A 25,351-nucleotide genomic window follows, 5' to 3' on the forward strand; every position below is an offset into this window, starting at 1 on the left:
GTGCGCCTCAGGGGATGCGCGTCCAGGTCTGGGTCTTGCACAAGGGCCAGACGATGCAGCCCTTGAGTTTGAGACTGTCGGCCCCGGCAGGCGTTATCGTCGCCTTGTAGGTGCCGCCGTCCTCAGGGTTGTAGATCTGTCCTTCGACCCATTCGTTCCCTTTGGCCTTGAATCCGCCGACGATTTGCAGGCCCTTGATCTTGCGGGTGCGCTTGGTGGTGTCCTTGTTGTTCGCATCGCGCAGATCGGGATTGGCCTTGAGGCCGTCCGAATCGACCAGCCTTCCGCAGAGCGATTCGCCGCAGCGGCTGAGTTCCACGACGCCGTGCTTGGAAGGCGTGCGCCATTTGCCCACGACGGTATCGTTACCCGCCGCGAATGCCGGATTCATCGACACGAGACCGGCAACCAATGCCAACCCCATGGGTTTCCAATTTTTCATGAGCGACCTCTCCATCGTCTCTCCAATCGGACATCTTCTCACCGGCGGGACGGGGTCCTTAGGTGGGATGCTGATTTGTCGTAACCCAAAATTTGCTTGACGTATAGGGAAAGAATTGCACCCTTAGGGAAGAACGGTGACGCCCCCCGATGGGTGGTGGGGCGGGAAGCTCCGACGGAGAGAATGCATGAAGAGTGTCGTGATTGCGGGTTACGCCCGTTCGCCCTTCCACTTGGCCAACAAGGGCGCGCTGGCGCGGGTCCGTCCGGATGACCTTGCCGCCCAGGTGATTCGCGGCTTGATCTCCAAGACCGGCGTGGAAGCTGCCGATATCGAAGACGTTGTCGTCGGCTGCGCATTCCCGGAAGGCGAGCAGGGCTTCAACATCGCGCGCCTCGTTGGCCTGCTGGCGGACCTGCCGATCTCCGTCGGCGGCATGACCGTGAACCGTTTCTGCGGCTCCTCGATGAGCTCGATCCACTACGCCATGGGCCAGATCGCCATCGGCGCAGGCGAGGTCTTCGTCTGCGCGGGCGTCGAATCGATGAGCCGCGTGCCGATGATGGGCTTCAACCCGCTGCCCAACCCGGCGCTGGCGGCGAAGAGCGCGGCCTACATGTCGATGGGCGAAACCGCCGAGAACGTCGCTACCAAGTACCAGATTTCGCGCGCCGATCAGGAAGCGCTTGCCGTCTCCAGCCAGCACAAGGCCGCTGCCGCGCGTGACGCCGGCAAGCTGACCGACGAGATCGTGCCGATCCAGACCAAGGGCGGCCTCGTCAGCGAAGACGGCACCATTCGCGGCGAAACCACCGCCGAGGGCCTTGCCGGCCTGAAGCCCGCGTTCGACGCGGCCGGTTCGGTGACTGCCGGCACCTCCTCGCCGCTGACCGACGGCGCCAGCGCCGTGCTCGTCACCACCGAGGAATATGCCCGCGCCCACGGCCTGCCGATCCTCGCCCGCATCAAGTCGGTGGCGATTTCGGGCTGTGCGCCGGAAACCATGGGCCTTGGCCCGATCCTCTCCAGCCAGAAGGCGCTTGAGCGCGCGGGCATCGCCGCCACTGATCTCGACGTGGTGGAACTGAACGAAGCCTTCGCCTCGCAGGCACTGGCCTGCATCAAGGACCTTGGCCTCGACACTGCCAAGGTGAATATCGACGGCGGCGCGATTGCCATCGGCCACCCGCTGGGCGCCACCGGCGCGCGCATCGTCGGCAAGGCGGCTTCGCTGCTGAAGCGCGAAGGCGGCAAGTACGCGCTCGCCAGCCAGTGCATCGGCGGCGGTCAGGGCATCGCCACGATCCTGGAGTCGGTTGAATGAGCGACACCATCAAGAAAGTCTGTGTGATCGGCGCCGGCACCATGGGTGCCGGGATCGCCGCTCAGGTCGCCAACGCCGGTGTGCCGGTGCTGCTGCTCGACATCGTTCCCAAGGACGCGACCAATCGTAACGTGGTAGCCGAGGGCGCCGTGGCGAAGATGCTCAAGACCGAGCCTGCGCCGTTCATGAGCAAGTCCGCCGCCAAGCTGGTCGAGACCGGCAACATCGAAGACCACCTGGACAAGATCGCCGAGTGCGACTGGGTGATCGAGGCGGTGATCGAGCGTCTCGACATCAAGCAAGGCCTCTACGCCAAGATCGAGGCGGTGAAGCGCGACGGCACCGCCGTTTCGTCGAACACTTCGACGATCCCGCTCGCCAATCTGGTCGAAGGGCGTTCGGACGCGTTCAAGCGCGACTTCCTGATCACGCATTTCTTCAACCCGCCGCGCTACATGCGCCTGCTGGAGATCGTCACCGGCCCCGCGACCGACACGGCGGTCGCCGCCAAGGTCGAGCAGTTCGCGGACGTGTCGCTCGGCAAGACGGTGGTCAAGGCCAAGGATACGCCGGGCTTCATCGCCAACCGTATCGGCACCTACTGGATCCAGCTTGGCCTTAACGCCGCGTTCGACATGGGGATCACCGTCGAACTGGCCGACGCCATTGCCGGAAAACCGATGGGCGTGCCCAAGACCGGCATCTTCGGCCTTGTCGATCTGGTCGGCATCGACCTGATGCCGCACTTGCAGGCCAGCCTCACCTCGACGCTGCCCGCAGGCGACCTCTATCACGGCATCGCCCGCGACATTCCGCTGATCAACAAGATGATCGGTGAGGGTTACACCGGCCGCAAGGGCAAGGGTGGTTTCTACCGTCTCAACAAGGAAGCGGGCCGCCGTAAGGAAACCATCGACCTCCAGACCGGCGAATACCGTCCGACCCTCACCGCACAGGGCCCGCGCGGCGCCGCTGCCAAGGGCGACCTCAAGGCGCTGGTCGAAAGCAAGGGCGACATCGGCGCCTACGCCTGGGCCGTGCTCGGCGCCACGCTGGCCTATGCTGCCAGCCTCGTACCCTCGGCCGCCGATGATGTGGTCGCCGTCGATGATGCGATGAAGCTGGGCTACAACTGGAAGGCCGGCCCGTTCGAGATGATCGACAAGCTCGGCGCAAAGTACCTTGCCGAACGCCTCGCCGCCGAAGGCAAGGCCGTGCCGGAGATCCTGACCGTGGCGGGAGACCGCACGTTCTACCGGATCGAGAACGGCAAGCGCCAGTTCCTCGGCCTCGACGGCGAATACCGCGACGTCGTCCGCCCCGAAGGCGTGATGCGCCTTGCCGACGTGAAGCTTTCGTCCAAGCCGATCCTCAAGAACGCTTCGGCGGCGCTCTGGGACATTGGCGACGGCGTCGTCTGCCTTGAATTCACCGGCAAGATGAACGCGCTCGACGGCGAAGTCATGAAGCTGATCGGGCAGGCCATCCCGCTAGTGGCGGCGCAGTACAAGGCGCTCGTCGTCTACAACGATGCCGATACCTTCTCGGCCGGTGCCAACCTCGGCCTCGCACTCTTCGCGGTGAACATCGCGGCGTGGAGCGAGATCGAGAAGCTCGTTGCCGGTGGCCAGCTCGCCTACAAGGGCCTGAAGTACGCCCCGTTCCCCGTCGTCGGCGCGCCTGCCGGCATGGCGCTGGGCGGCGGCTGCGAGATCCTGCTGCACTGCGACGCGATCCAGGCCCATGCCGAACTCTACTGCGGCCTTGTGGAATGCGGCGTCGGCCTCGTTCCGGGCTGGGGCGGAAATGGCGAGATGATCGACCGCTGGCGCAAGGCGCCCGGCATGCCCAAGGGCCCGATGCCGGCGGTGGCCAAGGTGTTCGAGATGGTCTCGACCGCGCAGGTCTCCAAGTCTGCCCAGCAGGCGCGCGAGATGATGATCCTGCGCAAGGACGACGGCATCTCGATGAACCGCGATCGCCTGCTCTACGACGCCAAGCAGAAGGCGCTGTCGCTGGTGGAAGGCTACACCCCGCCCGAAGCGCCCGAGTTCAAGCTGCCCGGCGCAGGTGGCCGCACCGCGCTTGGCCTTGCGGTGGAAGGCTTCCACAAGCGCGGCATGGCGACCGACTACGACGTGGTCGTCTCCGGTGTGCTGGCCGATGTGCTGACCGGCGGCGAGTTCGACCTCGTCGACACGGTGAGCGAGGGCGAACTGCTCAAGCTGGAACGCGATGCCTTCATGGGCCGCCTGCGCGACGACCGCTCGGTCGCCCGCGTTGAGCACATGCTCGAAACCGGCAAGCCGCTTCGCAACTGATAAAGTATGAATGCGCGCCCGTCGGTGATCCGGCGGCGCGCGCGAGGAGAGTGACATGCAAGTCTACGAAGCGCCCCTGCGCGACATGAAGTTCGTGCTCCACGAACTCCACAACGACGACGGCTTCGGCAATCTCGAAGCTCTGGCCGAATTCACGCCCGACCTTGTCGACGCGGTGCTGGAAGAGGCCGCCAAGGTGGCGCAGGAAGTGCTGCTGCCCCTGAACCGCAGCGGCGACATCGAGGGCTGCACGCTGGAAAACGGCGTGGTCCGCACCCCCAAGGGCTTCAAGGAAGCCTACGACATGTTCCGCGAAGGCGGCTGGTGCGCGCTGGCCTCCGACCCCGAGTGGGGCGGGCAGGGCCTGCCCGAAGCGCTGAACAAGTTGACCGAGGAGATGATCTGCTCCTCCAACCTGTCGTTCAGCCTCTACCCCGGCCTCACCCACGGCGCGACCACCGCGATCGAAGGCTATGCCAGCGACTCGCTGAAGCAGGCCTACCTGCCCAAGATGGTCGAGGGCACCTGGTCGGGCACGATGTGCCTTACCGAACCGCACTGCGGCACCGATCTGGGCATGCTGCGCACCAAGGCCGTTCCTCAGGGTGACGACAGCTACAAGATCTCCGGCGCGAAGATCTTCATCTCGGCCGGCGAACACGACCTGACCGAGAACATCATCCACCTCGTCCTCGCGCGGCTTCCCGATGCGCCGGAGGGCGTGAAGGGGATCAGCCTGTTCCTGGTGCCGAAGTACCTGCCCAAGGAAGACGGCACGCCCGGCCCGTCCAACGGCGTTTCGGTCGCCGCGATCGAGCACAAGATGGGCCTCAAGGCCTCCGCCACCTGCCAGCTCAACTTCGACGATTCGGTCGGCTGGCTGGTCGGCACCGCGAACAAGGGCATGGAAGCCATGTTCAAGATGATGAACACCGAACGCGTTTCGGTGGGCATCCAGGGCCTCGGCGTGGGTGAAGCGGCCTATCAGTCGGCCGTGTGGTACGCCAAGGAGCGCGTGCAGGGCCGCTCGCTTTCGGGCGTGAAGAACCCCAAGGGCCCGGCCGATCCGATCATCGTCCACCCCGACGTGCGCCGCATGCTGATGACCGCGCGCGCCTATAACGAAGGCAGCCGCGCCGTTGGCGCCTGGGTCAGCCGCGCGCTCGATGCCGAAAAGCACGCCACCGATCCGGCCGTGAAGGCCCGCGCGGAAGACTTCATCGCGCTGATGACCCCGGTGGTGAAGGCGCTCTTCACCGATTGCGGTTATGAAAGCGCGAACCTGGCCGTGCAGGTCTACGGCGGCCACGGCTACATTGCCGAAAGCGGCGTGGAACAGTTCGTGCGCGATGCCCGCATCGCCATGATCTACGAAGGCACCAACGGCATTCAGGCGCTCGATCTTGTCGGCCGTAAGATGCCTGCGCATGCCGGCCGCTATCTCCGCTCGTTCTTCCACCCCGTTTCGGACTTCATCGAGGCGAACAAGGCGGACGAGACTTTTGGCAAGATGATCGAAGGGCTGGAAAAGGCCTTCGGCGCGCTTCAGCTCTCCACCGGCACGATTGCCCAGAAGGGCATGAAGGATCCCGAGGAAGCGGGCGCTGCCGCCACTGACTACCTGCGCTTGCTCGGCCTCGTCGCGATGGGCTACACGTTCGCCAAGGCGGCGCTGATCGCCAAGGCCAGGCTGGATGAAGGCACCGAGGACGCCGCGTTCTACACCGCCAAGATCGGCACCGCGCGGTTCTTCTTCGACCGTCTGCTGCCGCAGGCGACCGCCGCGTTCCTGGCGATCAAGTCGGGCAAGGCCTCGATGATGGCGCTGGACGTCGAGATGTTCTGAAGCTCCGTTTCAGACACTCGATGAACGGGGGCGGGCGCCGGGCGCCTGCCCCCGTTCTCGTATCAGGCCGCCCCGACCCAGACGATCCAGCCTACCAGCCACGCCGTGACGATACAGGCGATCAGCCGCCAGACCGGCGCCTTCACCAGCCCGTCGGCGCTGGCTGGAAGCGGCTTCGACCCGGTAATCATCGGCACGATCAGGTTCTCTCGTTTGATGACACGGTAGTAGACGATCGCCGCAAGGTGCAGCGCGATCATCGCCAGGATCAGGTAGAACACCGCGCCGTGCAGTTCCGTCGCCTGGCCAGCCGTCGTCGAGGAGACGAGGTGGTTCAGCGGCCCGGTGGTGCCGTCGTCCGGATCGCCCGCTACAAGTCCAAGTGCCACTTGCAGTGCCATCAGGCCGAGTAGCGCGAGCACGCTCCAGCCACCTGCCGGATTGTGGCCGACCGAAGGTTCCTCGCTCGGCGAGCGCAAATGCGCAAAGACCGTGCCCGGTCCCCGCACGAAGGACGAGAACCGCGCGGTCGAACCACCGACGAAGCCCCAGAGCACGCGGATCACCAGCAGTTGCATCAGCACCGTGCCGATGCTGGTATGCCAGCCCATCTCGCCGTTTTCGGCGGTCCACCAGAGCGCCGGGATCAGCGCCGCGAAGCTCCAGTGGATGACGCGGACCGGCCAATCCCACAGCGGGGTGCGGACGGTCTCCACACCCCTCGCGGAAGTCACTGTTTCTTCTCGCGGAAGCTGTCGTGGCAGCCCTTGCAGGCGCCGCCGATCTCGCCCATCGCCGCGGTCGCCGCCTTGGCGTCCTTGGCATCGGCGGCCGACTTCAATGCTCCGGCGGCTGTGGCCAGCTTGTTGGCGGCGGTCTTGAACTCGGCGGGCTTTTCCCAGATCGCGGGGAGCGCCTCGGTCTTTTCGCCCGATTCCTTGCCGCTGCCCTTGGGGAACAGGCCGACGATCTTCCCGGCGTCGGTCTGGATCGAGGTTGCCGCTGCGGAAACGGCGGCGAACTCGGGCGTTCCGGCTTCTAGCGCCGATTTGGCGGCCTTGTTCGCCTTGCCGATCGCCTTGAAATTGGCCTTGCGAGCCTCGATCGTCGCGGCAACGTCCACGGTCTCGCCGGAGGCGTTGGTGGCCGTTGCGGCGGGTTCGGAGCCCTTGCAGCCGGTCATGGCGGTGGCGAGAGCGATTGCGGTGAGAGTCGTCGTCAGGATGGTCTTCGATGCCATGTCGCTGCTCCTGGCAGTTGTCTTGCGAGCGGGAGGCCGTCCATTTTGCCCGTCGGCCTTGTTCCCAAGCGCTTGATAACCGCTGTTGTTGCCATGCAGCGAATGGTTTTTGATGCTTACCCGAAAACAACCCCGTCCATCAGCTTGCGGGCGGTGCGAAGGAGGGCGGCGCTTTTGACGGCGCCGCCCTCGTCCGTGTCGAGGACACAGGACATCTCGCCGGTCGGATGTTCGACCGACAGCGTCTTGCGGCGACCCTCGGGGATACTTGCGACTTCGGCGGCGGGCGAGCCTTCGATCAGGCAGGCGGTCGCCACCGAGACCGCGCCTAGCACGCCGATCGTGGCATGGGCACGGTGGGGAATGAAACTGCGCACGGTCACGGCGCCGCCATGCTTCGGCGGGGCGACCAGCATCATCTTGGGGACCGACTTGTCCTTGACGTCGCCGAGGTTCATCCGCTCGCCCACGGCAAGGCGGATGGCCTCGATCTTCGCCTTGAGTTCGGTATTGGCATCCAGGCTCTCGCGGTCCTCGTAGCCGGTGACGCCGACATCCTCGGCCTTCATGACGACGCAGGGCATGCCGTTGTCGATCAGGGTCACGCGCACGCCGTTCACTTCGTCGACCGGGTTGCCGCTGGGCAGCAGCGAACCACAGGAGGAACCGGCAGTGTCGCGGAATTCGAGCGGGATCGGAGCATGGGTCCCCGGCACGCCGTCGATCGCCGCCTCGCCCTTGTAGGAGACCGCTCCGCCCGGTGTCTGCACGGTGGCGACGGCGACCTGGCCGGTGTTCTCCATGAAGATGGCGACCGGGGTTTCCTCGCCCTTGGCCGCAATCAGCCCACGCTCGATGGCGAAGGGGCCGATCCCGGCGAGGATATTGCCGCAGTTCTGCTGGTCGCTGACGAGCGCCTGATCGACGAAGACCTGCAGGAACAGGTAGTCGACATCGATGCCCTCACGCTCGGATTTGCTGACAACCGCGACCTTGCTGGTCAGTGGGTCGGCGCCGCCCATGCCGTCGATCTGGCGCGGGTCAGGCGAGCCCATGATGGAAAGCAGGAAGGCATCGCGCGCGGCGGTATCGGCTGGGAGGTCTTCCTTCAGGAAATAGCCGCCCTTGGAAGTGCCGCCGCGCATCCACATGCAGCGTACGCCGGTCTGGTTCGCGTCGGTGGCACTCATTGAAATTCTCCTTTTCCCGCATCCTTTGTGCTGCCGCAGCGCCTGTGAAGGGGGAAAGAGAAACTTTGGAACTGCCATAGGATTTGGCTAAGAGTGATTCCATGGACATCTGGAATTTCAACCTCCGGCACTTGCGCGCGGTCGCTAAGATCGCCGAACTGGGGACGGTGAACGCGGCGGCTCTGGCCGTAAACCTCAGCCAGCCTGCGATAACACAGGCGTTGAGTCGGCTTGAGGCGATGATCGGTTTGCCGCTGTTCGAGCGTCGCCACGATGGGATGATTCCGACACGCGCCGGAGAAATCCTGGCGCCGCGCATCGGTGCCGCGCTGTCGCATATCCAGAGTCCGCATATCACCATGTCGCGCCTCCGCGCCTTGCTCGCGCTGGCCGAGACGGGGAGCTATGCCGGGGCCGGGCAGGAGACCGGGCTGTCGCTGCCCTCGATCCACCGCGCGGTCAACGATCTGGCGCTGGCGCTGCGCCGTCCGCTGGTGGCGCGGCAGGGCAAGTTCGTCATCACCACCGAGGCGGGAACCCAGCTTGCCCGCGAGTTCAGGCTGGCGAAAGTCGAGCTGGAGGCGGGGCTTTCCGAAGTCGAGGCGCTTCGCGGGCTGGAGACGCGGCGGATCGCCATCGGCGCCATGCCGCTCTCCCGTGCGCGCATCCTGCCTGCCGCCGTGGCGCGGTTCCTGTCGCGGCGGCCCAAGGTCAAGCTCACCATCGTCGAGGGATCGCGCGCCGAACTCGTCGAGCCGCTGCGCAACGGCACGCTCGACCTCATGGTCGGCGCTTTGCGCGAGCCGCTGGTGGAGGGCGACCTGATCCAGCATCCGCTCTTCGAGGACCGTCCGGCGGTCTATGGCCGCAAGGGGCATCCCCTGGAGGGCACGAATCCCGGTGCTGCCGAAGTCGCGCGTTATCCCTTCACCCTGCCGCCGCGCGGCACGCCGCTGCGTGACAGTTTCGAGCGCTATTTTCTGGCCCACGATGTGCCGCTTCCGGAAGTGCCGGTCGAATCGGGTTCGGTGATGATGATCCGGCAGGTGATGATGGGCGGCGATTTTCTCACCGTGCTGTCGCCCGATCAGGTGACGGTCGAGGTGGAAGCGGGGTGGCTCTGCGAGCTATCGCGTCTCCCGGCGGAATTCACCCGCCATATCGGCATGACGACCCGCGCCTCGCTGCGTCCGACCGAAGTGCAGAGCGAGTTCTTTGCCGATCTAGAATGGGCGGCGCGTGAGGTTTCGCGGTAGAGGTTTTGGCTTTGGCTTTGCCGCTTTCCGCGACGTCATCCTGAACTTGTTTCAGGATCCATTCTGCCGATTGCACGGCGGTTTCGGCGGCGAAATGGATCCTGAAACAAGTTCAGGATGACGGGCGTTTGGTGAGGGGTTGTCCATCCACTCTTTACACTAAGCTTATAGCTTCCGGGCGGTTCCAATTGGCGGATTTCGGGCAATCGGGGCAAACTGGAAACATGAACAGGTCTATTGCCCTTATCGGGTTCGGAGAGGCCGGATCGACGTTTGCGGGAGCTGGGGACTGGGCCGGACAAGCTCGTGCCTTCGATATCCTTCCGGAACGCCGTGACGTCATGACCGAGCTCGGCATCACCGCCTGCGACAGCGTGGCGCAGGCGCTTGCGGGTGCCTCGCTGGTGCTTTCGCTCGTTACCGCAGATGCTGCGCCTAAAGTGGCAGAAGAGGTCGCGCTGCTCTTGGGCGAAGGCGCGTTGTTCTGCGACATGAACTCCGTCGCACCCGGCACCAAGCGCGCCGCCGCCAAGGCCGTCGCAAAGGGCAAGGGCCGCTATGTCGATGTTGCCGTGCTCGCGCCGGTGAACCCCGCGCGGATGAAGGTTCCCTTGCTGGTTTCCGGCCCCGATGCCGCGGAGGCCGAAGCGGCGCTGACGGCGGTGGGCTTCACCAATGTGCGTGTCGTCGGCGATGCGGTGGGCCGGGCTTCGGCGATCAAGCTGGTGCGCTCGGTCATGGTCAAGGGGCTTGAGGCGCTGACCGCCGAGATGATGATGGCCGCCCATGCCGAAGGCGTGGCGGACGAGGTGCTGTCCTCGCTCGACGCCAGTGAGAAGACCATTCCCTGGGCGACCCGCGCGGACTACAATCTCGACCGTATGCTGGTCCACGGCCGCCGCCGCGCCGCCGAGATGGACGAGGCTGCGGAAATGCTGCGTTCGCTGGGCATTCCGCCGCTGATGACCGAAAATACGGTCGCCTGGCAGCAGGCGCTGGGCGCGCTGGGCTTGGTGCCGCCGCCCGAAGGATTCGAAGCCAAGCTTGCGGCAGCCGTCGCGGCGCGCGTACTCAAGGGAGAGAATTGAGCATGTCGCTCATCATCGACTGTCACGGACATTATACCGTCCTGCCCAAGGCGCACGACGCCTGGCGCGAAGCCCAGATCGCCGCATTCAAGGCCGGCGAAGCCGCGCCGCCCTACCCGGAAATCTCGGACGCCGAGATCCGCCAGACCATTGAGGACAACCAGCTTCGCCTTATCAAGGAACGCGGCGCCGACCTTACGGTGTTCAGCCCGCGTGCCAGCGCCATGGCGCACCATGTCGGCGATTCTGCGGTGTCCGAGGCATGGGCGGTCCACTGCAACAATCTTATCGCCCGCGTGGTGAACATGTTCCCCGAGACTTTCGTGGGCGTGTGCATGTTGCCGCAGAGCCCCAAGGTGGACCTTTCCGCCTCGGTGAAGGAACTGCGCCGCTGCGTCGAGGAACTGGGCTTCATCGGCTGCAACCTCAACCCCGATCCGGGCGGCGGCCACTTCGAGCATCCGCCGCTGACCGACGAATACTGGTTCCCGATCTACGAGGCGATGAGCGAGCTGGACGTTCCGGCGATGATCCACGTTTCGGGTTCGTGCAACCCGGCGATGCATGCCACCGGCGGCTTCTACATCGCGGCGGACACCGTGGCCTTCATGCAGCTGATGCAGGGCGATCTCTTCGCGAAGTTCCCCAAGCTGCGCTTCATCATCCCGCACGGCGGCGGCGCGGTGCCGTACCACTGGGGCCGCTATCGCGGTCTGGCGGACATGCTGAAGAAGCCTTCGCTTGACGACTACATCATGAACAACGTGTTCTTCGACACTTGCGTCTATCACCAGCCGGGCGTGAACCTGCTGGCCGACGTGATCGACAACAAGAACATCCTGTTCGGTTCCGAAATGGTCGGCGCGGTGCGCGGGATCGACCCGCAGACCGGCTTCTACTTCGACGACACCAAGCGCTATGTCGACGCGCTCGACATTTCCGATGAGGAGCGCCACGCGATCTTCGAAGGCAATGTGCGCAAGGTCTTCCCGCGCCTTGACGCCAAGCTCAAGGAACGCGGCCTGTGACGAACAAGAACCCTTGCGAGAACGCGGGCGGTCCGATCGACATCCACGCCTACCTCGGTGAGTTCGACGATATTCCCGGCACGCGCGTCTACACCGCAAAGCGCGCACGGCAGGGCTATCACCTGAACCAGTTCGCGATGAGCCTGATGAAGGCCGAAAACCGCGAGCGCTGGAAGGCGGACGAGCGTGCCTATCTCGACGAATGGCCGATGACCGAGGACCAGAAGCAGGGCGTTCTCGCCCGCGACTACAACCGCCTGCTGGACCTTGGCGGCAATATCTACTTCCTCGCCAAGGTCTTCTCGACCGATGGCCTGAGCTTCCTTCAGGCCGTCTCGACGATGACCGGCATGAAACTGGAAGACTATCAGGCGATGATGATCGCCGGGGGACGCTCGCCCGAGGGCCAGCGCTCCATTAAGGAGCACCGCTGAGATGGCCCGCATTACGCACGGCATCGCCTGCAGCCACATCCCGGCGCTGGGCGTCGCGTCCGACTTCGACAAGTGGGAAGATCCCTACTGGAAGCCGATCCAGCAAGGCTTCGCGCCTACCCAGAAGTGGGAAGCGGAGAACCTGCCGGACGTCGTGATCCTGGTCTACAACGACCATGCCTCGGCCTTCGACATGAAGATCATCCCGACCTTCGCGATCGGCTGCGGCGAAAGCTACAAGCCGGCGGACGAGGGCTGGGGCCCGCGCGAAGTGCCCGACGTGGAAGGCCATCCGGACCTTGCCTGGCACATCGCCCAGAGCCTGATCCTCGACGAGTTCGACATGACCATCATCAACGAGATGGATGTCGATCACGGCCTTACCGTTCCGCTGTCGATGATCTTCGGCAAGCCCGCCAAGTGGCCGGTGAAGGTGATCCCGCTGGCGGTCAACGTCGTCACCTATCCGCCGCCGTCGGGCAACCGCTGCTGGGCACTGGGCGAGGCGATCGCGCGCGCCGTGGAAAGCTTCCCGGAAGACCTCAACGTGCAGGTCTGGGGCACCGGCGGCATGAGCCACCAGCTTCAGGGTCCGCGCGCGGGCCTGATCAATGCCGAGTGGGACAACATGTTCCTCGACAAGCTGTCGGGTGATACGCAGGAACTGCGGTGCATTCCGCATATCGAATACCTGCGCGAAACCGGCAGCGAAGGCATCGAGATGGTCATGTGGCTGATCATGCGCGGCGCGCTGGGCAAGGAAACGCGCGAACTGCTGCGTTTCTACCACGTGCCCGCCAGCAACACGGCGGTCGGCCATATCGTGCTGGAGCCGGTGAACGGCGATGTACCGCCCTCGGCCACCGTCGAAGGCGCGGCCACTCAAGAACAGATCGACTGATCGATTCCGCGTGCCGGTGGTTGACGCCGGCACGCCCTTTGTCTTTGACAGACACCCCAAGGAGATTTCCATGCGTATTGCCCTAGTCGGCGCCGGCGCTTTCGGTGAAAAGCACCTCGACGGCCTCAAGAACATCGACGGCGTAGAGATCGCCTCGGTCATTTCGCGCAATGCCGACCAGGCTGCCGAAGTCGCCGCCAAGTACGGCGCGCCGCACTCCGGCACCGATCTGGCCGAAGTGCTGGCCATGCCCGATGTCGATGCCGTGATCCTCTGCACCCCCACGCAGATGCACGCCGAACAGGCCATCGCCTGCATGAACGCCGGCAAGCACGTTCAGGTCGAGATTCCGCTGTCGGACAGCTGGGCCGATGCCGAAGCCGTGGTGGCGAAGCAGCAGGAAACGGGCCTGGTCTGCATGGTCGGCCACACCCGCCGCTTCAATCCTTCGCACCAGTACGTGCACAACAAGATCACCGCGGGTGAGTTCAACGTCCAGCAGATGGACGTGCAGACCTACTTCTTCCGCCGCAAGAACATGAACGCCAAGGGCCAGCCGCGCTCGTGGACGGACCACCTGCTGTGGCACCACGCCGCGCACACGATCGACCTCTTCGCCTACCAGTCGGGCAAGATCGTCGCCGCCAACGTGCTGCAGGGCCCGAAGCATCCGGAACTGGGCATCGCCATGGACATGTCGATCCAGCTGAAGGCAGAGACCGGCGCTATCTGCACGCTCTCGCTCTCGTTCAACAACAACGGTCCGCTCGGCACTTTCTTCCGCTACATCGGCGACAGCGAGACTTACATCGCGCGTTACGACGATCTGGTGAACGGCCGTGAAGAGGCCATCGACCTCACCGGCGTCACCGTGTCGAACAACGGCATCGAACTGCAGGACCGCGAATTCGTCGCCGCCATCCGCGAAGGGCGTGAGCCCAACTCGTCGGTCGGCAAGGTGCTCGATTGCTACCGCGTGATCGGCGAACTGGCCGAGAGCCTCGAAGCGCAGGACGGCTGGTCCTGATGACGAAGCGCCTCCTCGCGGGCCGTCAGGTCCACTCCGTCGGTCTCGGCTGCATGAATGTGGCCTGGGCCTACGGCAATCCGCCGTCTCGCGAGGAGGCGGCCCGCCTGTTCTGCCACGCGCTGGACGCGGGCTGCGATCACTTCGACACCGCCAACATCTACGGAATGGGGCTCAGCGAAGAGATCCTCGGCGAAGCCATCATGGACCGGCGGGGCGAGTTCCTGCTGGCCTCCAAGACCGGCATCCTGATCGACGGCGCCCGCCGTGGCATCGACTGCGCGCCGGAAAGCATCACCGCTTCGCTTGACGCCAGCCTGAAGCGGCTCGGCACCGATCACATCGATCTGTTCTACATGCACCGCTTCGATCCGAAGGTGCCGATTGCCGACTCGGTGGGCGCCATGGTGCGCGCGATCGAGGCGGGCAAGATCGGCGCCTATGGCGTGTCCGAATGGTCCACCGCCCATATCCGCGAGGCCCACGCAGTGCATCCGGTGGCGGCAGTGCAGACCGAATATTCGCTCTGGACCCGCAACGTGGAACTGGGTGTGCTGGACGCCACGCGTGACCTCGGGATCGCGCTCGTCGCTTTCTCGCCGGTCGCGCGCGGGGCGCTGGGCGGTGAGCTGAGCGATGTGAACACGCTCACCGAAAAGGACCTGCGCCGCAATTTCCCGCGCTTCATGGGCGAGAACTGGACGCACAACCTCGCGCTGATCGAGGCGTTCAACGCGCTGGCGGCCTCGGTTCAGGCAACCCCGGCGCAGCTTGCTCTGGCCTGGGTTCTGGCGCAGGGCGAGCATGTCCATGCGATTCCGGGGACCCGCTCGATCCCGCACTTCGACCAGAATCATGCCGCCGCCGCGCTGAAAATCGATGCTGGCGTGTTGGAAAAGGCGGGTGCGCTGATGAACCAGCAGACCATTGCGGGACATCGTTACCCGGACACGATCAAGCCGACAATCGACACCGAGGACTACGTCTGACCCGGTGACGGAACCAACGGTCTCGGGGGCGGTTCTGAGGGCATGGACGATGCCCGAACTGCCCCCGAACCCTCCGACGAACTGGCGCACGACGATCCCGAACGCCGGGAAAGCGACCGCGAGATCGAGCGGGACGAGGCCGGTCTTACCCGCCACGAACGCGGGCAGATCAAGGACAACCTGCGGCTTTCCGCCCGCACCGTCTTCTCGGTTATCCGGCGCGAGGGCGAGGAAGAACTGCACCGTCCGGCGATGTCGCTCTGGTGGTCGGGCATTGCCGCCGGGATCGGCATCTCCACTTCGGTCTTCGCGCAGGGCCTGCTGCACAATGCATTCGAACGTCATCCTCAAGGCAATCTGATCGCCGCTTTCGGCTATGCCATGGGCTTCGTGCTGGTGGTGCTTTCGCGCCTGCAACTCTTCACCGAAAACACGCTGACCGCGGTGCTGCCGCTGCTGGCCGGGCCGAACGGGGAGCGGCTGTGGCGCACGGCACGGCTATGGGGTGTGGTTCTGGCGGCGAACCTCGTCGGTACGTTTCTCACGGCCCTGTTGCTGGACCTTCTGGTCGATCCCGCGCACCCGACCTTGGCCGGAATGCTCGCCGTTTCGCGAAAGGCGGCGGAGGCGAGCGGCACGGCGGCCCTGCTCGACGGCATTCCGGCGGGCTTCTTCATCGCCGCTTTCGTCTGGATGCTGCCGAGTTCCAAGGGATTCGAAATCTTCGTGGTCGCGCTGTTCACATGGCTGATCGCGGCGGGCGGCTTTACCCATGTGGTGGCCGGGTCCACCGAGATGTTCCTGCTGGCCTTTCACGGCGAAATGGCGATGACGGAAGCCTTCACTCTGCATCTTTTGCCGACGCTGCTCGGCAATGTGCTGGGCGGCACCGGGCTGTTCGCGCTTCTGGCCTATGCGCAGATCAAGGCGGAAATCTGAATGACCGGGACGGCATGCTGGGCTAGGACGGCCGTATGAACGGCGCCAGAAAGATCATCGTTTCCCGCAGCCATTACGGCGCAGGGCCGGACCAGGCGGAGGGTCTCGCCGTCGCGGTCGAAGCACCCATCGCCATCGAAACCAACGGCATCGCCTATGCCGTGATGATGGCCACCCCTATCGAGATCGAGGATTTCGTCACCGGCTTCCTCATGGCCGAAGGGCTGGCGACGGCGGGGGAGATTGGCGAAGTCGCCGTCCATCCGGTCGAGAATGGCGAATGGGGCAGCGGCTATGTCGCCCGTGTGAACCTCCCGCCCGAGCGTCTCTCGCTGATCGTCGAACGCGCGCGCAGGCGGACGGGTGACAGTTCCTGCGGCATCTGCGGGATCGAGGGCGTAGAAGCCGCCTTGCGCCCCCTGCCACCTCTCTCACGCCAAAGCGCGGCCACGCCCGAGACGATCCGGCGCGGCCTCGATGCCATGGGCGGCAAGCAGCGATTGGGCCGCGAAACCCGCGCCACCCACGCTGCTGCATTCTGCAACGAAGAGGGCATGTTGCTGGCGATCCGCGAGGACGTCGGCCGCCACAACGCGCTCGACAAGCTGATTGGTGCGCTGGCCCGCAGCAGTATCGATCCGGCGCAGGGCTTCGTCGTCATGACCTCGCGCTGCTCCTATGAACTGGTCGAGAAGACCGTGCGCGCAGGTATTCCGCTGCTGGTGACGATCTCCGCCCCCACCGATCTGGCGGTGCGCCGGGCACAGGCGGCGGGGCTTTCGCTCTGCGTCGTGGCGCGCGACGATGCCATGCTGATGGTGGGCGCTGCCCAGCCTTCCGACAAAGAGGCCATGCCGCTCGTCGAACCGTAAAGCGGGCGGTTCCTGTTTCGCTTGTAGTTTTTTCGGCCCGACCTAGATTTGGCTGAGACGACTACTTTCGAAGGACGGGATTTTCCTAGATGGCTACGACGACCGATCAGGCGACCTCAGGCGAACTGAAGCTGACGCCTCCCGATCCGGTGCCGGTGGTGCAGCCTGAAAAGGCCGCCGGTCTCGTGCCGGTGGGGGATGAGCAGAAGTCCAAGCTGCAAGTGCGCGTCGATGAATTCGTCGACGATCTTGTCACGCAGGACGTGAATTCGCCCGAGTTCGGCCGCCGCGTCGACCAGATCACCAACATGGGCCGCAAGGAAATTGCCGAAGCGTCGGGCCAGTCCAACCGCTTCCTCGACCGCCCGGTGCGCGCGATGGACAAGGATGCCGGCGTCGGCGCCGACCTTGCCGAACTGCGCCGCACGGTGGAAGACCTCGACCCCTCGACCAAGGGCGACCTGCTCTCGCGGCGCAAGATCTTCGGGATCATCCCGATGGGCAACAAGCTGCGCAACTACTTCGACGGGTACCAGAGCGCGCAGGGCCACATCAGCGCGATCCTTGCCCGCCTGCAGGGCGGCAAGGACGAACTGCTGATGGACAACGCCTCCATCGATGTGGAGCGCCAGAATCTTTGGGCGGCCATGGGCAAGCTCGAACAGATGATCTTCATGTCGAAGGCGCTGGACGAGACGCTCGAGCAGAAGGCCAACGACCTCGACCATACCGACCCCGCCAAGGCCAAGGCCGTGCGCGAGTCTGCGCTGTTCTACGTGCGCCAGCGCACGCAGGACCTGCTGACCCAGATGGCGGTTTCGGTGCAGGGCTACCTCGCGCTCGATCTGGTCAAGAAGAACAATGTCGAACTGATCAAGGGTGTGGACCGTGCCTCCACCACCACGGTCGGCGCGCTGCGCACGGCGGTGACGGTGGCGCAGGCGATGGCCAACCAGAAGCTGGTGCTGGACCAGATCACCGCGCTCAACACCACCACCGCGCGGATCATCGATGGCACCGGCCAGATGCTGAAGGACAACACCGCCCGCATCCACGAACAGGCATCGAACTCGACGATCCCGCTGGAAACGCTCAGCCGCGCGTTCCAGAACATCTATGACACGATGGATTCGATCGACACTTTCAAGATGCAGGCGCTCGATTCGATGAAGCAGACGGTGCAGTCGCTGGAAGGCGAGGTCACCAAGTCCAAGGCCTATATCGCCCGCGCACAGGGGCAGGCCGAAGGTGCCTCATCGGGCGATACCAAGGCCGCCAAGGCGCTGCTGGAGGCGCTGGACTGAGCCTGATAGATTAGCACCATGTCCGAACCCTCTTCGCGCGCGGTTTCCACGCGCAATGCCATGAACCAGGAGATCATCCGCGCTGCCCGCCGCCAGCGGGCCGCGCGGCTCTACAACGCGCGCAAGGAACGCTGGGCGTTCCGCTGGCGGCGCATCCGTCGGGCGTTTCTGGCCGTGGCGGGCATCTTCATCGTCGCGCTGACCGCCGGGCTGATTCTCGGCGGCCTGTCCTTTGCGACCACGGTGCTGACCACGCTGCTGGCTTTCGTGGTGTTCTGCGTGCTCTCCATCTACCCCTCAAGCCCGCGCCTGGGCGTTGGGGACCTTGGCAGTTCGACCCTGCCGGAACTGGCGGGATCGACTGAAATCTGGCTGGAAAGCCGCCGCCGTGCGCTACCCAGCGCCGCAGTGGACGCGGTGGACATGATCGGCGTCCGCCTCGAACAGATCGCCCCTCAGCTTGCCGCGCTGCCGGAAAACGGTCCGGCTGCCTATGAAGTGCGCAAGCTGCTGTCGGAGCATCTGCCCTCGCTGGTGGACAGCTACACGCGCATCCCCGCGGAACTGCGCAACAAGCCCCATGCGGGCGGCACCACACCGTCCGAGCAACTGGTCGAGGGACTGGACGTGATCGCAGGGCAGATCGAGGCGATGAGCCTCGACCTTTCGCTGGGCGACCTCGATGCATTGGCCACGCGCGGTCGCTTCCTCGAAGCCAAGTACATCGATTCCCGCGACGATGCTTGAACTGCTGACCCGCGCGGGGAGCCTGCCGTTCTCGGTCGCGCTGGCGCTGATGCTCATGTTCGCGCTGCTGCAGATCGTCGGCGCGGGCGATTTCCTCGGCGGTGATGCGGATGTTGACGTCCATGCCCATGGCGGTATCGACGCGGGCCTGCTGTCGGTGCTGGGCATCGGCCGGGTGCCGTTCCTCATGTGGCTGATGCTGCTGCTGACCGTGTTCGGGCTGGTGGGCATTTCCGCGCAGGAACTGCTGCTGGCGCTGACGGGGCATACCTGGAGCGCCTGGCTGGTTGCGCCCGCGGTCGGCCTTGCCGCACTGCCGATCACCGGGGCACTATCGCGCGGACTGGGGCGGATCATCCCGCAGGACGAGACGAGCGCCATCGACGTGACGATGCTGGTCGGGCGCGAGGCGGAAATCCTCGTCGGCACCGCGACGGCGGGCAATCCGGCGCGGGGGCGGGTGTTCGACCATTACGGGCAGGCCCACAATGTCATGGTCGAGCCGGATATGATCGATCAGCGCTTCGTGCAGGGCGAAAAGGTCCTATTGGTGCGGCGCGAGGGCGACCTGTTCAAGGCCATCGCGCGCGGCGACCACTATCTGCCGCGCCTCGATTGAGGTGACGGCCGCCTGGTTCGTGACAAAGGCGGTTAACGCTTTGAAATCGGCGGCTCCGGAACCGGATTTTTTGGGAGTGAGCGGCCCCGTCTGCTAATTGCTCCGACTGGTTTCAACACGCTGTGTCCTGCGGGGATGTGCACGGCGTCTGGGGGAGTACTGGAAAATGAATGACCTCGTCGGCATCGCAATTCTGGCCGGCATCGCCCTTGTCCTGTTTCTGGCGCTGGGCCTCATGCTGGCGCGCCTCTACAAGCGCGCGTCGAAGGAAATCGGCTTCGTGCGAACGGGCTTCGGCGGGGAACGGGTCGTCATGAACGGCGGCGCGCTGGTGCTGCCGGTGTTCCACGAAACGATGCCGGTGAACATGAACACCGTGCGCCTTGCGGTGGAGCGCAAGAACCAGGACGCGCTGATCACGCTCGACCGTCTGCGGATCGACGTGAAGGCGGAATTCTACGTCCGCGTCCGCCCCGATGCGGGCGCGATCGCCATGGCCGCGCAGACGCTGGGTGCGCGCACCATGCACCCCGAAGCGTTGAAGGAACTGGTCGAGGGCAAGTTCGTCGACGCGCTGCGCTCGGTCGCGGCGGGCATGACGATGAACCAGCTTCACGAACAGCGCGCGGACTTCGTGCAGAAGGTGCAGCAGGTGTCCTCGTCTGACCTCGCGATGAACGGGCTTGAGCTGGAATCGGTCTCGCTGACCGGCCTCGACCAGACTTCGATCGAGCACTTCAACGCCAACAACGCCTTCGATGCCGAGGGTCTGACCAAGCTGACCGAGCAGATCGAACTGCGCAAGAAGGCGCGCAACGACATCGAGCAGGACACCCGCGTCCAGATCGAGCAGAAGAACCTCGAAGCCGAACGCCAGTCGCTGCAGATTCAGCGCGAGAACGAGTTCGCCCGTCTGGAGCAGGAGCGCGAGGTGGAGATGCGCCGCGCCGAGCAGGCCGCCGAAGTGGCCCGCGAACAGGCGCTGCGCAGCCGCGAGGCCGAAGAAGCGCGGATCATCGCCAAGCAGCAGGTTGATTCGCAGCAGATCGAGGCGGATCGGACCATCCAGCAGGCCAAGATCGCACAGGCGCAGGCGGTGGAACTGGCACGTCAGGGCCAGCAGATCGCCATCCAGAACAAGAGCCGCGAGGAAAGCCAGGCCAAGGCCGAGGCGGACGAGGCCCGCGCCAAGGCGGTCGCCGCCGAGGAACAGGTCGTCACCAGCCGCGAGACCGAGATCGCCGAGCGTGCCAAGCGCATCGAACTGATCGAGGCTACCAAGGAAGCCGAGCGTCAGGCCATCGGCATCAAGGTTCAGGCCGAAGCCGACAAGGAAGCCGCCGCCAACCGCGCAGAGGCCGCAAGGCTCGAAGCCGAGGGTGAGGCCGAGGCCGAAAAGCTGCGCGCCGAAGCCGCGCGCGTGCGGTTCGAGGTCGAGGCTGCCGGTCAGCGTGCGATCAACGAGGCGGCGAACCTGCTCTCGTCCGATCAGATCTCGCTGCAGATGAAGATGGCGCTGCTGAAAGTGCTGCCCGAAGTCGTGCGCGAGAGCGTGCGGCCGCTGGAGGCTATCGATTCGATCAAGATCGTGCAGGTGGACGGCCTTACGCAGAAGGGCGGCTCGGCAGGGTCCACCGCTTCGGTCGGCGGTTCGGGCAATCTGGCGAACGATGCAGTCAGTGCCGCGCTGGCCTATCGTGCGCAGGCCCCGGTGATCGATGGGCTGATGAAGGAACTCGGGCTGGACGGCGCTTCGCTCGCCAATCTGGTGCAGGGTGCGGCTCAGGTGCCTGCCAACGATGCCAGTGCGGCCTTGCCCGGCGCGGCCGACTGATCGGTCTTGTCGCCCATGGAGCGTTTTTTACTCAAAGCGAAAAACGCTCCATGCGGCTATGTATAAATACCGATATCGTTGTTGATGGATCGGTTATTCAGATTGCAGGTGCGATAACCAGAACCGTCAGCCGAATGGAATGAATTCGGGAGTATTTACGAGGGCAATACTCCACGAGGTTGCTTTATGAGTATCGCTCTCGGCGCACAGACGCATTTCAGTCAAGGTTGGAACACGTCGCTTCTCGGCGCGGCAACCGCGATCGGTGTGGAAACGATCCGCGACAGCCTGCCCTGGGCGGCGATTGAAACGGTAGCCGGGCGCTACGATTTCTCGGTGCCGCAAGCCGCCTGGCTGGATCAGGCGCTGGATCGCGGGCTGGCGGTGACGCTGACTTTCGCGCACACGAATGCGCTCTACGACAAGGGCTATACCGTCTACACCGATGCTGGACGCGAGGCATTCGCCGATTTCGTGGTGGAGACGCTGCGTCGTTATCCGGGCGTTGCCGCGATCGAGATCGGCAACGAATACAATTCGAATTCCTATGTGACCGGGCCGGTCGCCGCATCGTCGGCAGCCAATCGCGACGACTATTACGCGAAGCTCGTCACCGCTGTCAGCACTGCCCTGGACGAGGCGGGAATCGATGTCGATCTCGTCTGCGGTGCGACCCATTCCATTCCGGTCGACTATTTCGCGGACTTGAAGGCGCTGGGAACGCTCGATCTGCTGGATGCCGTTTCGATCCATCCCTATACGACGCCGCCCGAGCAGTTCGCGGACCAGATCGGTATATTGCGCAGCGTGATCGGCAACGAGATCGCCATCAGGGTCACCGAATTCGGCAGCGACTTCGCCTCGCTCGACGATGCGCCGGCCTATCTGGCCAAGATGCTCAGTGTCATGGGAGCCGCCGGCATCGAAAGCGCGAGTTGGTACGCGCTTGCCCGGCAGTCCTATTTTCCCAACATGGAGCTGTGGAACACATCGACCGACAGCGCGACCCCCGCGGGCGAGGCGTTCCAGTTCCTGAGCGGTCTTCTAGGCAGTAGCGATACGATCGCTCGGGTGGAGACGGACGATTTCACTTATCTCTACACGCTTGGCGAACATGCCGCCGTGCTATGGGGCCAGACGGGTGCGGTCAGCCTTGCCAAGGGTATTGCGGCCTATACGCTTCGGGGCGAGCGGATCGACGATTTCGACGGCGGCATATCGGCCGACACGCCGATAATTCTGAAATCCGAGAGGGCCATCGAGGCCGGTTCGGTGGTTTTCCATACCGGCACTCTGGTGGCCGACAGCTTCGACCAGTTCGACGTGACCAACAGCGATAATGCTGGCACGGGTTTCGAAGGCGCCTGGTCCTATTTCTCCCGCTCGGGAACGGGGCAGACGGTTGCCTTGCAGACAATGGGCGGGGGCATGAAGGGCGGCGAAGCATGGACGCCTTACCTGGGGTCGCAATGGTTGAGGCCGCTTCAAGTCAATGCGACGACCCTGACGCCGGCGGACTTCGCTGCGGGGACGAACCCGGCCTCGCGCCATGCGGTCGTCGAACGCTATACGGCGCAGGCGGACGGGCTGTTCACGATCCGGGGAAGCTACGAGGTCGGTGGTCAGACCGGGGACGGCGTCTATCTGACGGTCAGCGTGAACGACCTTCAGGTCCTGCAACAGCATATCTACGATTCGTCGAACGGCCATCACTACGAATTCAACCTGGGACATGTGCGGTTGTCTGCAGGTGACAAAGTGGACTTCGTCATTTCCTCCGGCGCGAATGCCGCGGGGGATACTACCACCCGGCATATCCAGATATTCTCCGAGCCTGTCGTGGCGACCGCTGCTGCCGTTCCCTTCGCGCTCGACTATTCGGCGGCGACATCCGGCGTGCAACTGGACCTTGCGAAAGGGACGGTGAATATCGGAGGGGCCAAGCTGAGCGTCGGCGACGTGCTTGCGGCTATCGGGTCGGCGCATGACGACATGCTCTCGGGAGATGGGCTTGCCAACCGCCTTGACGGCGGAGATGGGGACGACCGCCTATTGGGGCTTGCAGGTGACGATGTGCTGATTGGCGGCAAGGGCGCAGATCGCCTTGACGGCGGTGCGGGCGCTGACCGGATGGAGGGCGGCGATGGCGACGATGTCTATTTCATCGACAGCCTCCATGACCTCGCGATCGAGCATGGTCCGCAGGGCGGCATCGATACTGTCCGTTCCAGCATCGACTACAGGCTGGGTGACAATGTCGAGCGGCTCTACCTGATCGGCAGCGAGGACCTCGACGGCTGGGGCAATGCCCTGGCGAATATCCTTTACGGCAACGACGGGGACAACGTGCTCTCCGGCGGGCGCGGCGCGGACAAGCTCTACGGTGCGGGAGGCGCGGATACTTTCGTTTTCGATAGCCTCGAAAGCGGGGCCGATGCCGACAGGATCATGGATTTCGAGCATGGGATCGACCGTATCGCGATCGATCGGCAGGCATTCGGCGCGCTGGCCGACGAACGATCGGGAGCGCCGCAGGCGCTTGCTTACGGTCGGAGCGCAAGTTCCTCCGACGTGCAGCTGTTCTACGATCCCGCCCTGGGGACGCTTTACTACGATGCCGATGGCAGCGGTGCGCAAAGCGCCGTTGCCCTTGTTTCCCTCCAAGGAAAGCCGATGATCGATGGAGCCGATATCCTTTTCCTATGACGACCGGATATCTTCCCGCACCTCTTACGGGACGGAATCTTCAGACGTGCAGGCTGCCCGCACAGGCGCTTCGCCCTGGGGAACGGCATTGCCTTCCCGCGCCGGTGAGGACCGACCGCTGTCACGCCGCGAGCTGGAGCGGGTGTTTGCGCATGAAGGCGAGGGGCGGCGGCCTATCCTCGGGCTACTGGTTGCCGGGGCGACATCTCTGTCCATCTGGGGCGGCATCCTGGTGATGCTGCTTTGAACTTCTCCGGATGATGGCGAACCGGGGAGGGGTGTCCGCTCCCGGCTCGCCGCGTGTTTGATCCGAAGCCGAACCACCCGGTTCAGGCAAAGAAGATATCGGCATCGGTGAGGTGAACATCGTACAGCTGCACGGTGGTGGAACCGTAGTACAGGATCGTATTGTCGCCCTGGAACGTGATCGTATAGCTTCCGCCTTCGGTGAACTGGATCCTGTCCGACCCCTGTTCGAAATCGAAGACCTTGTCCGAGCCGTCGTCCCTGTCGAACACGAAGATGTCGGAACCGTGCTCGCTCAGGTCGTTCGGATTGTCGCCCCAGAGCACGTCGTCGTCGTTGGCGCCGATGATCACATCGTCCCCAGCGCCGCCATAGATGCGATCGGCACCGCCGCCGCCGTCCAGGTGATCGTTGCCGTCTCCGCCGCGCAGCTTGTCGGCCGAGCCGCCGCCGTAAATGGTGTCGTTGCCTTCGTCGCCGTAGAGATTGTCGCTGTCGGCGGCGCCGTAAATGGTGTCGTTGCCTTCGTCGCCGTAGAGATTGTCGCTGTCGGCGGCGCCGATAATGATGTCGTTGCCGCCATAGCCGTGCACGATGTCGGCGCCTTCCAGGCTTTCGATGCGGTCGTCACCCGCGGTCCCGGCGATATTGTCTGCAAGCGCTGTTCCGTAGATTACTGCCACGGGTTGTTCCTTCCGAAAATCGTGGTGTCCTGAATTGTGAAAATTCGACGACGATTTTGCCGGCTTCCCGCTTATCTGTTCAGCAAATCACGCCTGCTCAAGAGAGATGATAAAGGCCCCCTGTTGCCCGGTTCCCGCGTGGCGGATCGTGTGCAGCATCCTTCAGTGTTTTCTCAATTGCTGTATCAGACTAAGCTGTGTAGTGGAGTTATGGCAATCGTGTAATTGCAGGGATAGTGTTGATCTATCGAGTTTTTCGTCATTATGGAGGCAATCATATGTAGATCAACTTAGGTTGTTCTGCATGGATCTGTC

At 64.2% G+C, this 25,351-nt stretch carries 23 protein-coding genes; 18 read left to right on the plus strand and 5 right to left on the minus strand.

Annotated elements, in window-relative coordinates; genetic code table 11:
- Positions 1–7: 7 nt before the first annotated feature.
- Entirely contained in the window at positions 8–442 is a 435-nt protein-coding gene (locus ACZ1II_RS02465) for a DUF2147 domain-containing protein (RefSeq protein WP_465144217.1), read from the minus strand.
- Positions 443–629: 187 nt separating this feature from the next.
- Between ACZ1II_RS02465 and ACZ1II_RS02470 the strand changes: the two genes are divergently transcribed.
- The 3 genes from ACZ1II_RS02470 to ACZ1II_RS02480 are packed head-to-tail and all read left to right on the plus strand — an operon-like array spanning position 630 to position 5,933.
- On the plus strand, positions 630–1,766 hold the full coding sequence (locus tag ACZ1II_RS02470; RefSeq protein WP_465144218.1) for a thiolase family protein: 1,137 nt from the start codon (positions 630–632) through the stop codon (positions 1,764–1,766).
- Positions 1,763–4,087, plus strand: a complete 2,325-nt coding sequence (locus ACZ1II_RS02475; protein ID WP_465144219.1) for a 3-hydroxyacyl-CoA dehydrogenase/enoyl-CoA hydratase family protein — start codon at positions 1,763–1,765, stop codon at positions 4,085–4,087. The genes ACZ1II_RS02470 and ACZ1II_RS02475 overlap by 4 nt, the downstream gene beginning before the upstream one ends.
- A gap of 55 nt (positions 4,088–4,142) precedes the next feature.
- Entirely contained in the window at positions 4,143–5,933 is a 1,791-nt protein-coding gene (locus tag ACZ1II_RS02480) for an acyl-CoA dehydrogenase C-terminal domain-containing protein (protein ID WP_465144220.1), read from the plus strand.
- 62 nt (positions 5,934–5,995) lie between these two features.
- Here the strand turns inward: ACZ1II_RS02480 and ACZ1II_RS02485 are convergent, their stop codons facing one another.
- The 3 genes from ACZ1II_RS02485 to ACZ1II_RS02495 form a co-directional block, all read right to left on the minus strand.
- Complete coding sequence (locus ACZ1II_RS02485) at positions 5,996–6,667, minus strand: cytochrome b/b6 domain-containing protein (RefSeq protein ID WP_465144221.1); 672 nt, start codon at positions 6,665–6,667, stop codon at positions 5,996–5,998.
- Entirely contained in the window at positions 6,664–7,173 is a 510-nt protein-coding gene (locus tag ACZ1II_RS02490; RefSeq protein ID WP_465144222.1) for a c-type cytochrome, read from the minus strand. The genes ACZ1II_RS02485 and ACZ1II_RS02490 overlap by 4 nt, the downstream gene beginning before the upstream one ends.
- Before the next feature lie 116 nt (positions 7,174–7,289).
- Complete coding sequence (locus ACZ1II_RS02495) at positions 7,290–8,363, minus strand: 4-oxalomesaconate tautomerase (RefSeq protein WP_465144223.1); 1,074 nt, start codon at positions 8,361–8,363, stop codon at positions 7,290–7,292.
- 101 nt (positions 8,364–8,464) lie between these two features.
- On the opposite strand from ACZ1II_RS02495, the gene ACZ1II_RS02500 reads away from it, so the two are divergent.
- The 15 genes from ACZ1II_RS02500 to ACZ1II_RS02570 all read left to right on the plus strand — a co-directional run bounded on the left by ACZ1II_RS02500 (position 8,465) and on the right by ACZ1II_RS02570 (position 24,354).
- Positions 8,465–9,619, plus strand: a complete 1,155-nt coding sequence (locus ACZ1II_RS02500; protein WP_465144224.1) for a LysR substrate-binding domain-containing protein — start codon at positions 8,465–8,467, stop codon at positions 9,617–9,619.
- 224 nt (positions 9,620–9,843) lie between these two features.
- The gene (locus ACZ1II_RS02505) at positions 9,844–10,707 is read left to right on the plus strand and encodes an NAD(P)-dependent oxidoreductase (protein WP_465144225.1); all 864 of its coding nucleotides are present in this window, start codon (positions 9,844–9,846) and stop codon (positions 10,705–10,707) included.
- Between the two features lie 2 nt (positions 10,708–10,709).
- Positions 10,710–11,735, plus strand: coding sequence for an amidohydrolase family protein (locus ACZ1II_RS02510; RefSeq protein ID WP_465144226.1), 1,026 nt, complete (start codon positions 10,710–10,712; stop codon positions 11,733–11,735).
- Positions 11,732–12,169, plus strand: a complete 438-nt coding sequence (gene ligA / locus ACZ1II_RS02515) for a protocatechuate 4,5-dioxygenase subunit alpha (protein WP_465144227.1) — start codon at positions 11,732–11,734, stop codon at positions 12,167–12,169. The genes ACZ1II_RS02510 and ligA overlap by 4 nt, the downstream gene beginning before the upstream one ends.
- Position 12,170: 1 nt before the next feature.
- Entirely contained in the window at positions 12,171–13,070 is a 900-nt protein-coding gene (locus ACZ1II_RS02520; RefSeq protein ID WP_465144228.1) for a class III extradiol dioxygenase subunit beta, read from the plus strand.
- A gap of 70 nt (positions 13,071–13,140) precedes the next feature.
- A complete protein-coding gene (locus ACZ1II_RS02525; RefSeq protein WP_465144229.1) occupies positions 13,141–14,097 on the plus strand; it encodes a Gfo/Idh/MocA family oxidoreductase in 957 nt (318 codons plus the stop codon).
- Positions 14,097–15,086, plus strand: a complete 990-nt coding sequence (locus tag ACZ1II_RS02530; RefSeq protein WP_465144230.1) for an aldo/keto reductase — start codon at positions 14,097–14,099, stop codon at positions 15,084–15,086. The genes ACZ1II_RS02525 and ACZ1II_RS02530 overlap by 1 nt, the downstream gene beginning before the upstream one ends.
- 42 nt (positions 15,087–15,128) lie before the next feature.
- Positions 15,129–16,025 (plus strand): formate/nitrite transporter family protein, encoded by an 897-nt coding sequence (locus tag ACZ1II_RS02535; protein ID WP_465144231.1) that lies wholly within the window; start codon positions 15,129–15,131, stop codon positions 16,023–16,025.
- Positions 16,026–16,060: 35 nt separating this feature from the next.
- The gene (gene fdhD, locus ACZ1II_RS02540; protein ID WP_465144232.1) at positions 16,061–16,897 is read left to right on the plus strand and encodes a formate dehydrogenase accessory sulfurtransferase FdhD; all 837 of its coding nucleotides are present in this window, start codon (positions 16,061–16,063) and stop codon (positions 16,895–16,897) included.
- Positions 16,898–16,986: 89 nt separating this feature from the next.
- Entirely contained in the window at positions 16,987–18,201 is a 1,215-nt protein-coding gene (locus ACZ1II_RS02545) for a toxic anion resistance protein (RefSeq protein ID WP_465144233.1), read from the plus strand.
- An 18-nt stretch (positions 18,202–18,219) separates the two neighbouring features.
- On the plus strand, positions 18,220–18,948 hold the full coding sequence (locus tag ACZ1II_RS02550) for a hypothetical protein (RefSeq protein ID WP_465144234.1): 729 nt from the start codon (positions 18,220–18,222) through the stop codon (positions 18,946–18,948).
- Positions 18,941–19,567 (plus strand): YqiJ family protein, encoded by a 627-nt coding sequence (locus ACZ1II_RS02555; protein WP_465144235.1) that lies wholly within the window; start codon positions 18,941–18,943, stop codon positions 19,565–19,567. Before ACZ1II_RS02550 ends, ACZ1II_RS02555 begins: the two co-directional genes overlap by 8 nt.
- A gap of 166 nt (positions 19,568–19,733) precedes the next feature.
- Complete coding sequence (locus ACZ1II_RS02560; protein WP_465144236.1) at positions 19,734–21,401, plus strand: flotillin family protein; 1,668 nt, start codon at positions 19,734–19,736, stop codon at positions 21,399–21,401.
- A gap of 186 nt (positions 21,402–21,587) precedes the next feature.
- Positions 21,588–24,107 carry a calcium-binding protein gene (locus ACZ1II_RS02565; protein WP_465144237.1) on the plus strand — a complete coding sequence of 840 codons (2,520 nt, stop codon included), beginning with the start codon at positions 21,588–21,590 and terminating at the stop codon, positions 24,105–24,107.
- Positions 24,082–24,354, plus strand: a complete 273-nt coding sequence (locus tag ACZ1II_RS02570) for a hypothetical protein (protein ID WP_465144238.1) — start codon at positions 24,082–24,084, stop codon at positions 24,352–24,354. The genes ACZ1II_RS02565 and ACZ1II_RS02570 overlap by 26 nt, the downstream gene beginning before the upstream one ends.
- A gap of 82 nt (positions 24,355–24,436) precedes the next feature.
- Here the strand turns inward: ACZ1II_RS02570 and ACZ1II_RS02575 are convergent, their stop codons facing one another.
- Positions 24,437–25,036 (minus strand): calcium-binding protein, encoded by a 600-nt coding sequence (locus ACZ1II_RS02575; RefSeq protein WP_465144239.1) that lies wholly within the window; start codon positions 25,034–25,036, stop codon positions 24,437–24,439.
- Between the last annotated feature and the right edge of the window lie 315 nt (positions 25,037–25,351).

Source organism: Novosphingobium sp. BL-S-20, from assembly GCF_055521635.1.

Coding starts and splice junctions, on each gene's coding strand:
- ACZ1II_RS02475 (WP_465144219.1), top strand. CDS start 1,763: ATGAGCGACACCATCAAGAAAGTCTGTGTGATCGGCGCCGGCACCATG.
- ACZ1II_RS02530 (WP_465144230.1), top strand. CDS start 14,097: ATGACGAAGCGCCTCCTCGCGGGCCGTCAGGTCCACTCCGTCGGTCTC.
- ACZ1II_RS02560 (WP_465144236.1), top strand. CDS start 19,734: ATGAATGACCTCGTCGGCATCGCAATTCTGGCCGGCATCGCCCTTGTC.
- ACZ1II_RS02510 (WP_465144226.1), top strand. CDS start 10,710: ATGTCGCTCATCATCGACTGTCACGGACATTATACCGTCCTGCCCAAG.
- ACZ1II_RS02480 (WP_465144220.1), top strand. CDS start 4,143: ATGCAAGTCTACGAAGCGCCCCTGCGCGACATGAAGTTCGTGCTCCAC.
- ACZ1II_RS02555 (WP_465144235.1), top strand. CDS start 18,941: ATGCTTGAACTGCTGACCCGCGCGGGGAGCCTGCCGTTCTCGGTCGCG.
- ACZ1II_RS02500 (WP_465144224.1), top strand. CDS start 8,465: ATGGACATCTGGAATTTCAACCTCCGGCACTTGCGCGCGGTCGCTAAG.
- ACZ1II_RS02535 (WP_465144231.1), top strand. CDS start 15,129: ATGGACGATGCCCGAACTGCCCCCGAACCCTCCGACGAACTGGCGCAC.
- ACZ1II_RS02570 (WP_465144238.1), top strand. CDS start 24,082: ATGGAGCCGATATCCTTTTCCTATGACGACCGGATATCTTCCCGCACC.
- ACZ1II_RS02550 (WP_465144234.1), top strand. CDS start 18,220: ATGTCCGAACCCTCTTCGCGCGCGGTTTCCACGCGCAATGCCATGAAC.
- ACZ1II_RS02525 (WP_465144229.1), top strand. CDS start 13,141: ATGCGTATTGCCCTAGTCGGCGCCGGCGCTTTCGGTGAAAAGCACCTC.
- ACZ1II_RS02520 (WP_465144228.1), top strand. CDS start 12,171: ATGGCCCGCATTACGCACGGCATCGCCTGCAGCCACATCCCGGCGCTG.
- ACZ1II_RS02470 (WP_465144218.1), top strand. CDS start 630: ATGAAGAGTGTCGTGATTGCGGGTTACGCCCGTTCGCCCTTCCACTTG.
- ACZ1II_RS02505 (WP_465144225.1), top strand. CDS start 9,844: ATGAACAGGTCTATTGCCCTTATCGGGTTCGGAGAGGCCGGATCGACG.
- ACZ1II_RS02495 (WP_465144223.1), bottom strand. CDS start 8,363: ATGAGTGCCACCGACGCGAACCAGACCGGCGTACGCTGCATGTGGATG.
- ACZ1II_RS02545 (WP_465144233.1), top strand. CDS start 16,987: ATGGCTACGACGACCGATCAGGCGACCTCAGGCGAACTGAAGCTGACG.
- fdhD (WP_465144232.1), top strand. CDS start 16,061: ATGAACGGCGCCAGAAAGATCATCGTTTCCCGCAGCCATTACGGCGCA.
- ACZ1II_RS02465 (WP_465144217.1), bottom strand. CDS start 442: ATGAAAAATTGGAAACCCATGGGGTTGGCATTGGTTGCCGGTCTCGTG.
- ACZ1II_RS02490 (WP_465144222.1), bottom strand. CDS start 7,173: ATGGCATCGAAGACCATCCTGACGACGACTCTCACCGCAATCGCTCTC.
- ACZ1II_RS02565 (WP_465144237.1), top strand. CDS start 21,588: ATGAGTATCGCTCTCGGCGCACAGACGCATTTCAGTCAAGGTTGGAAC.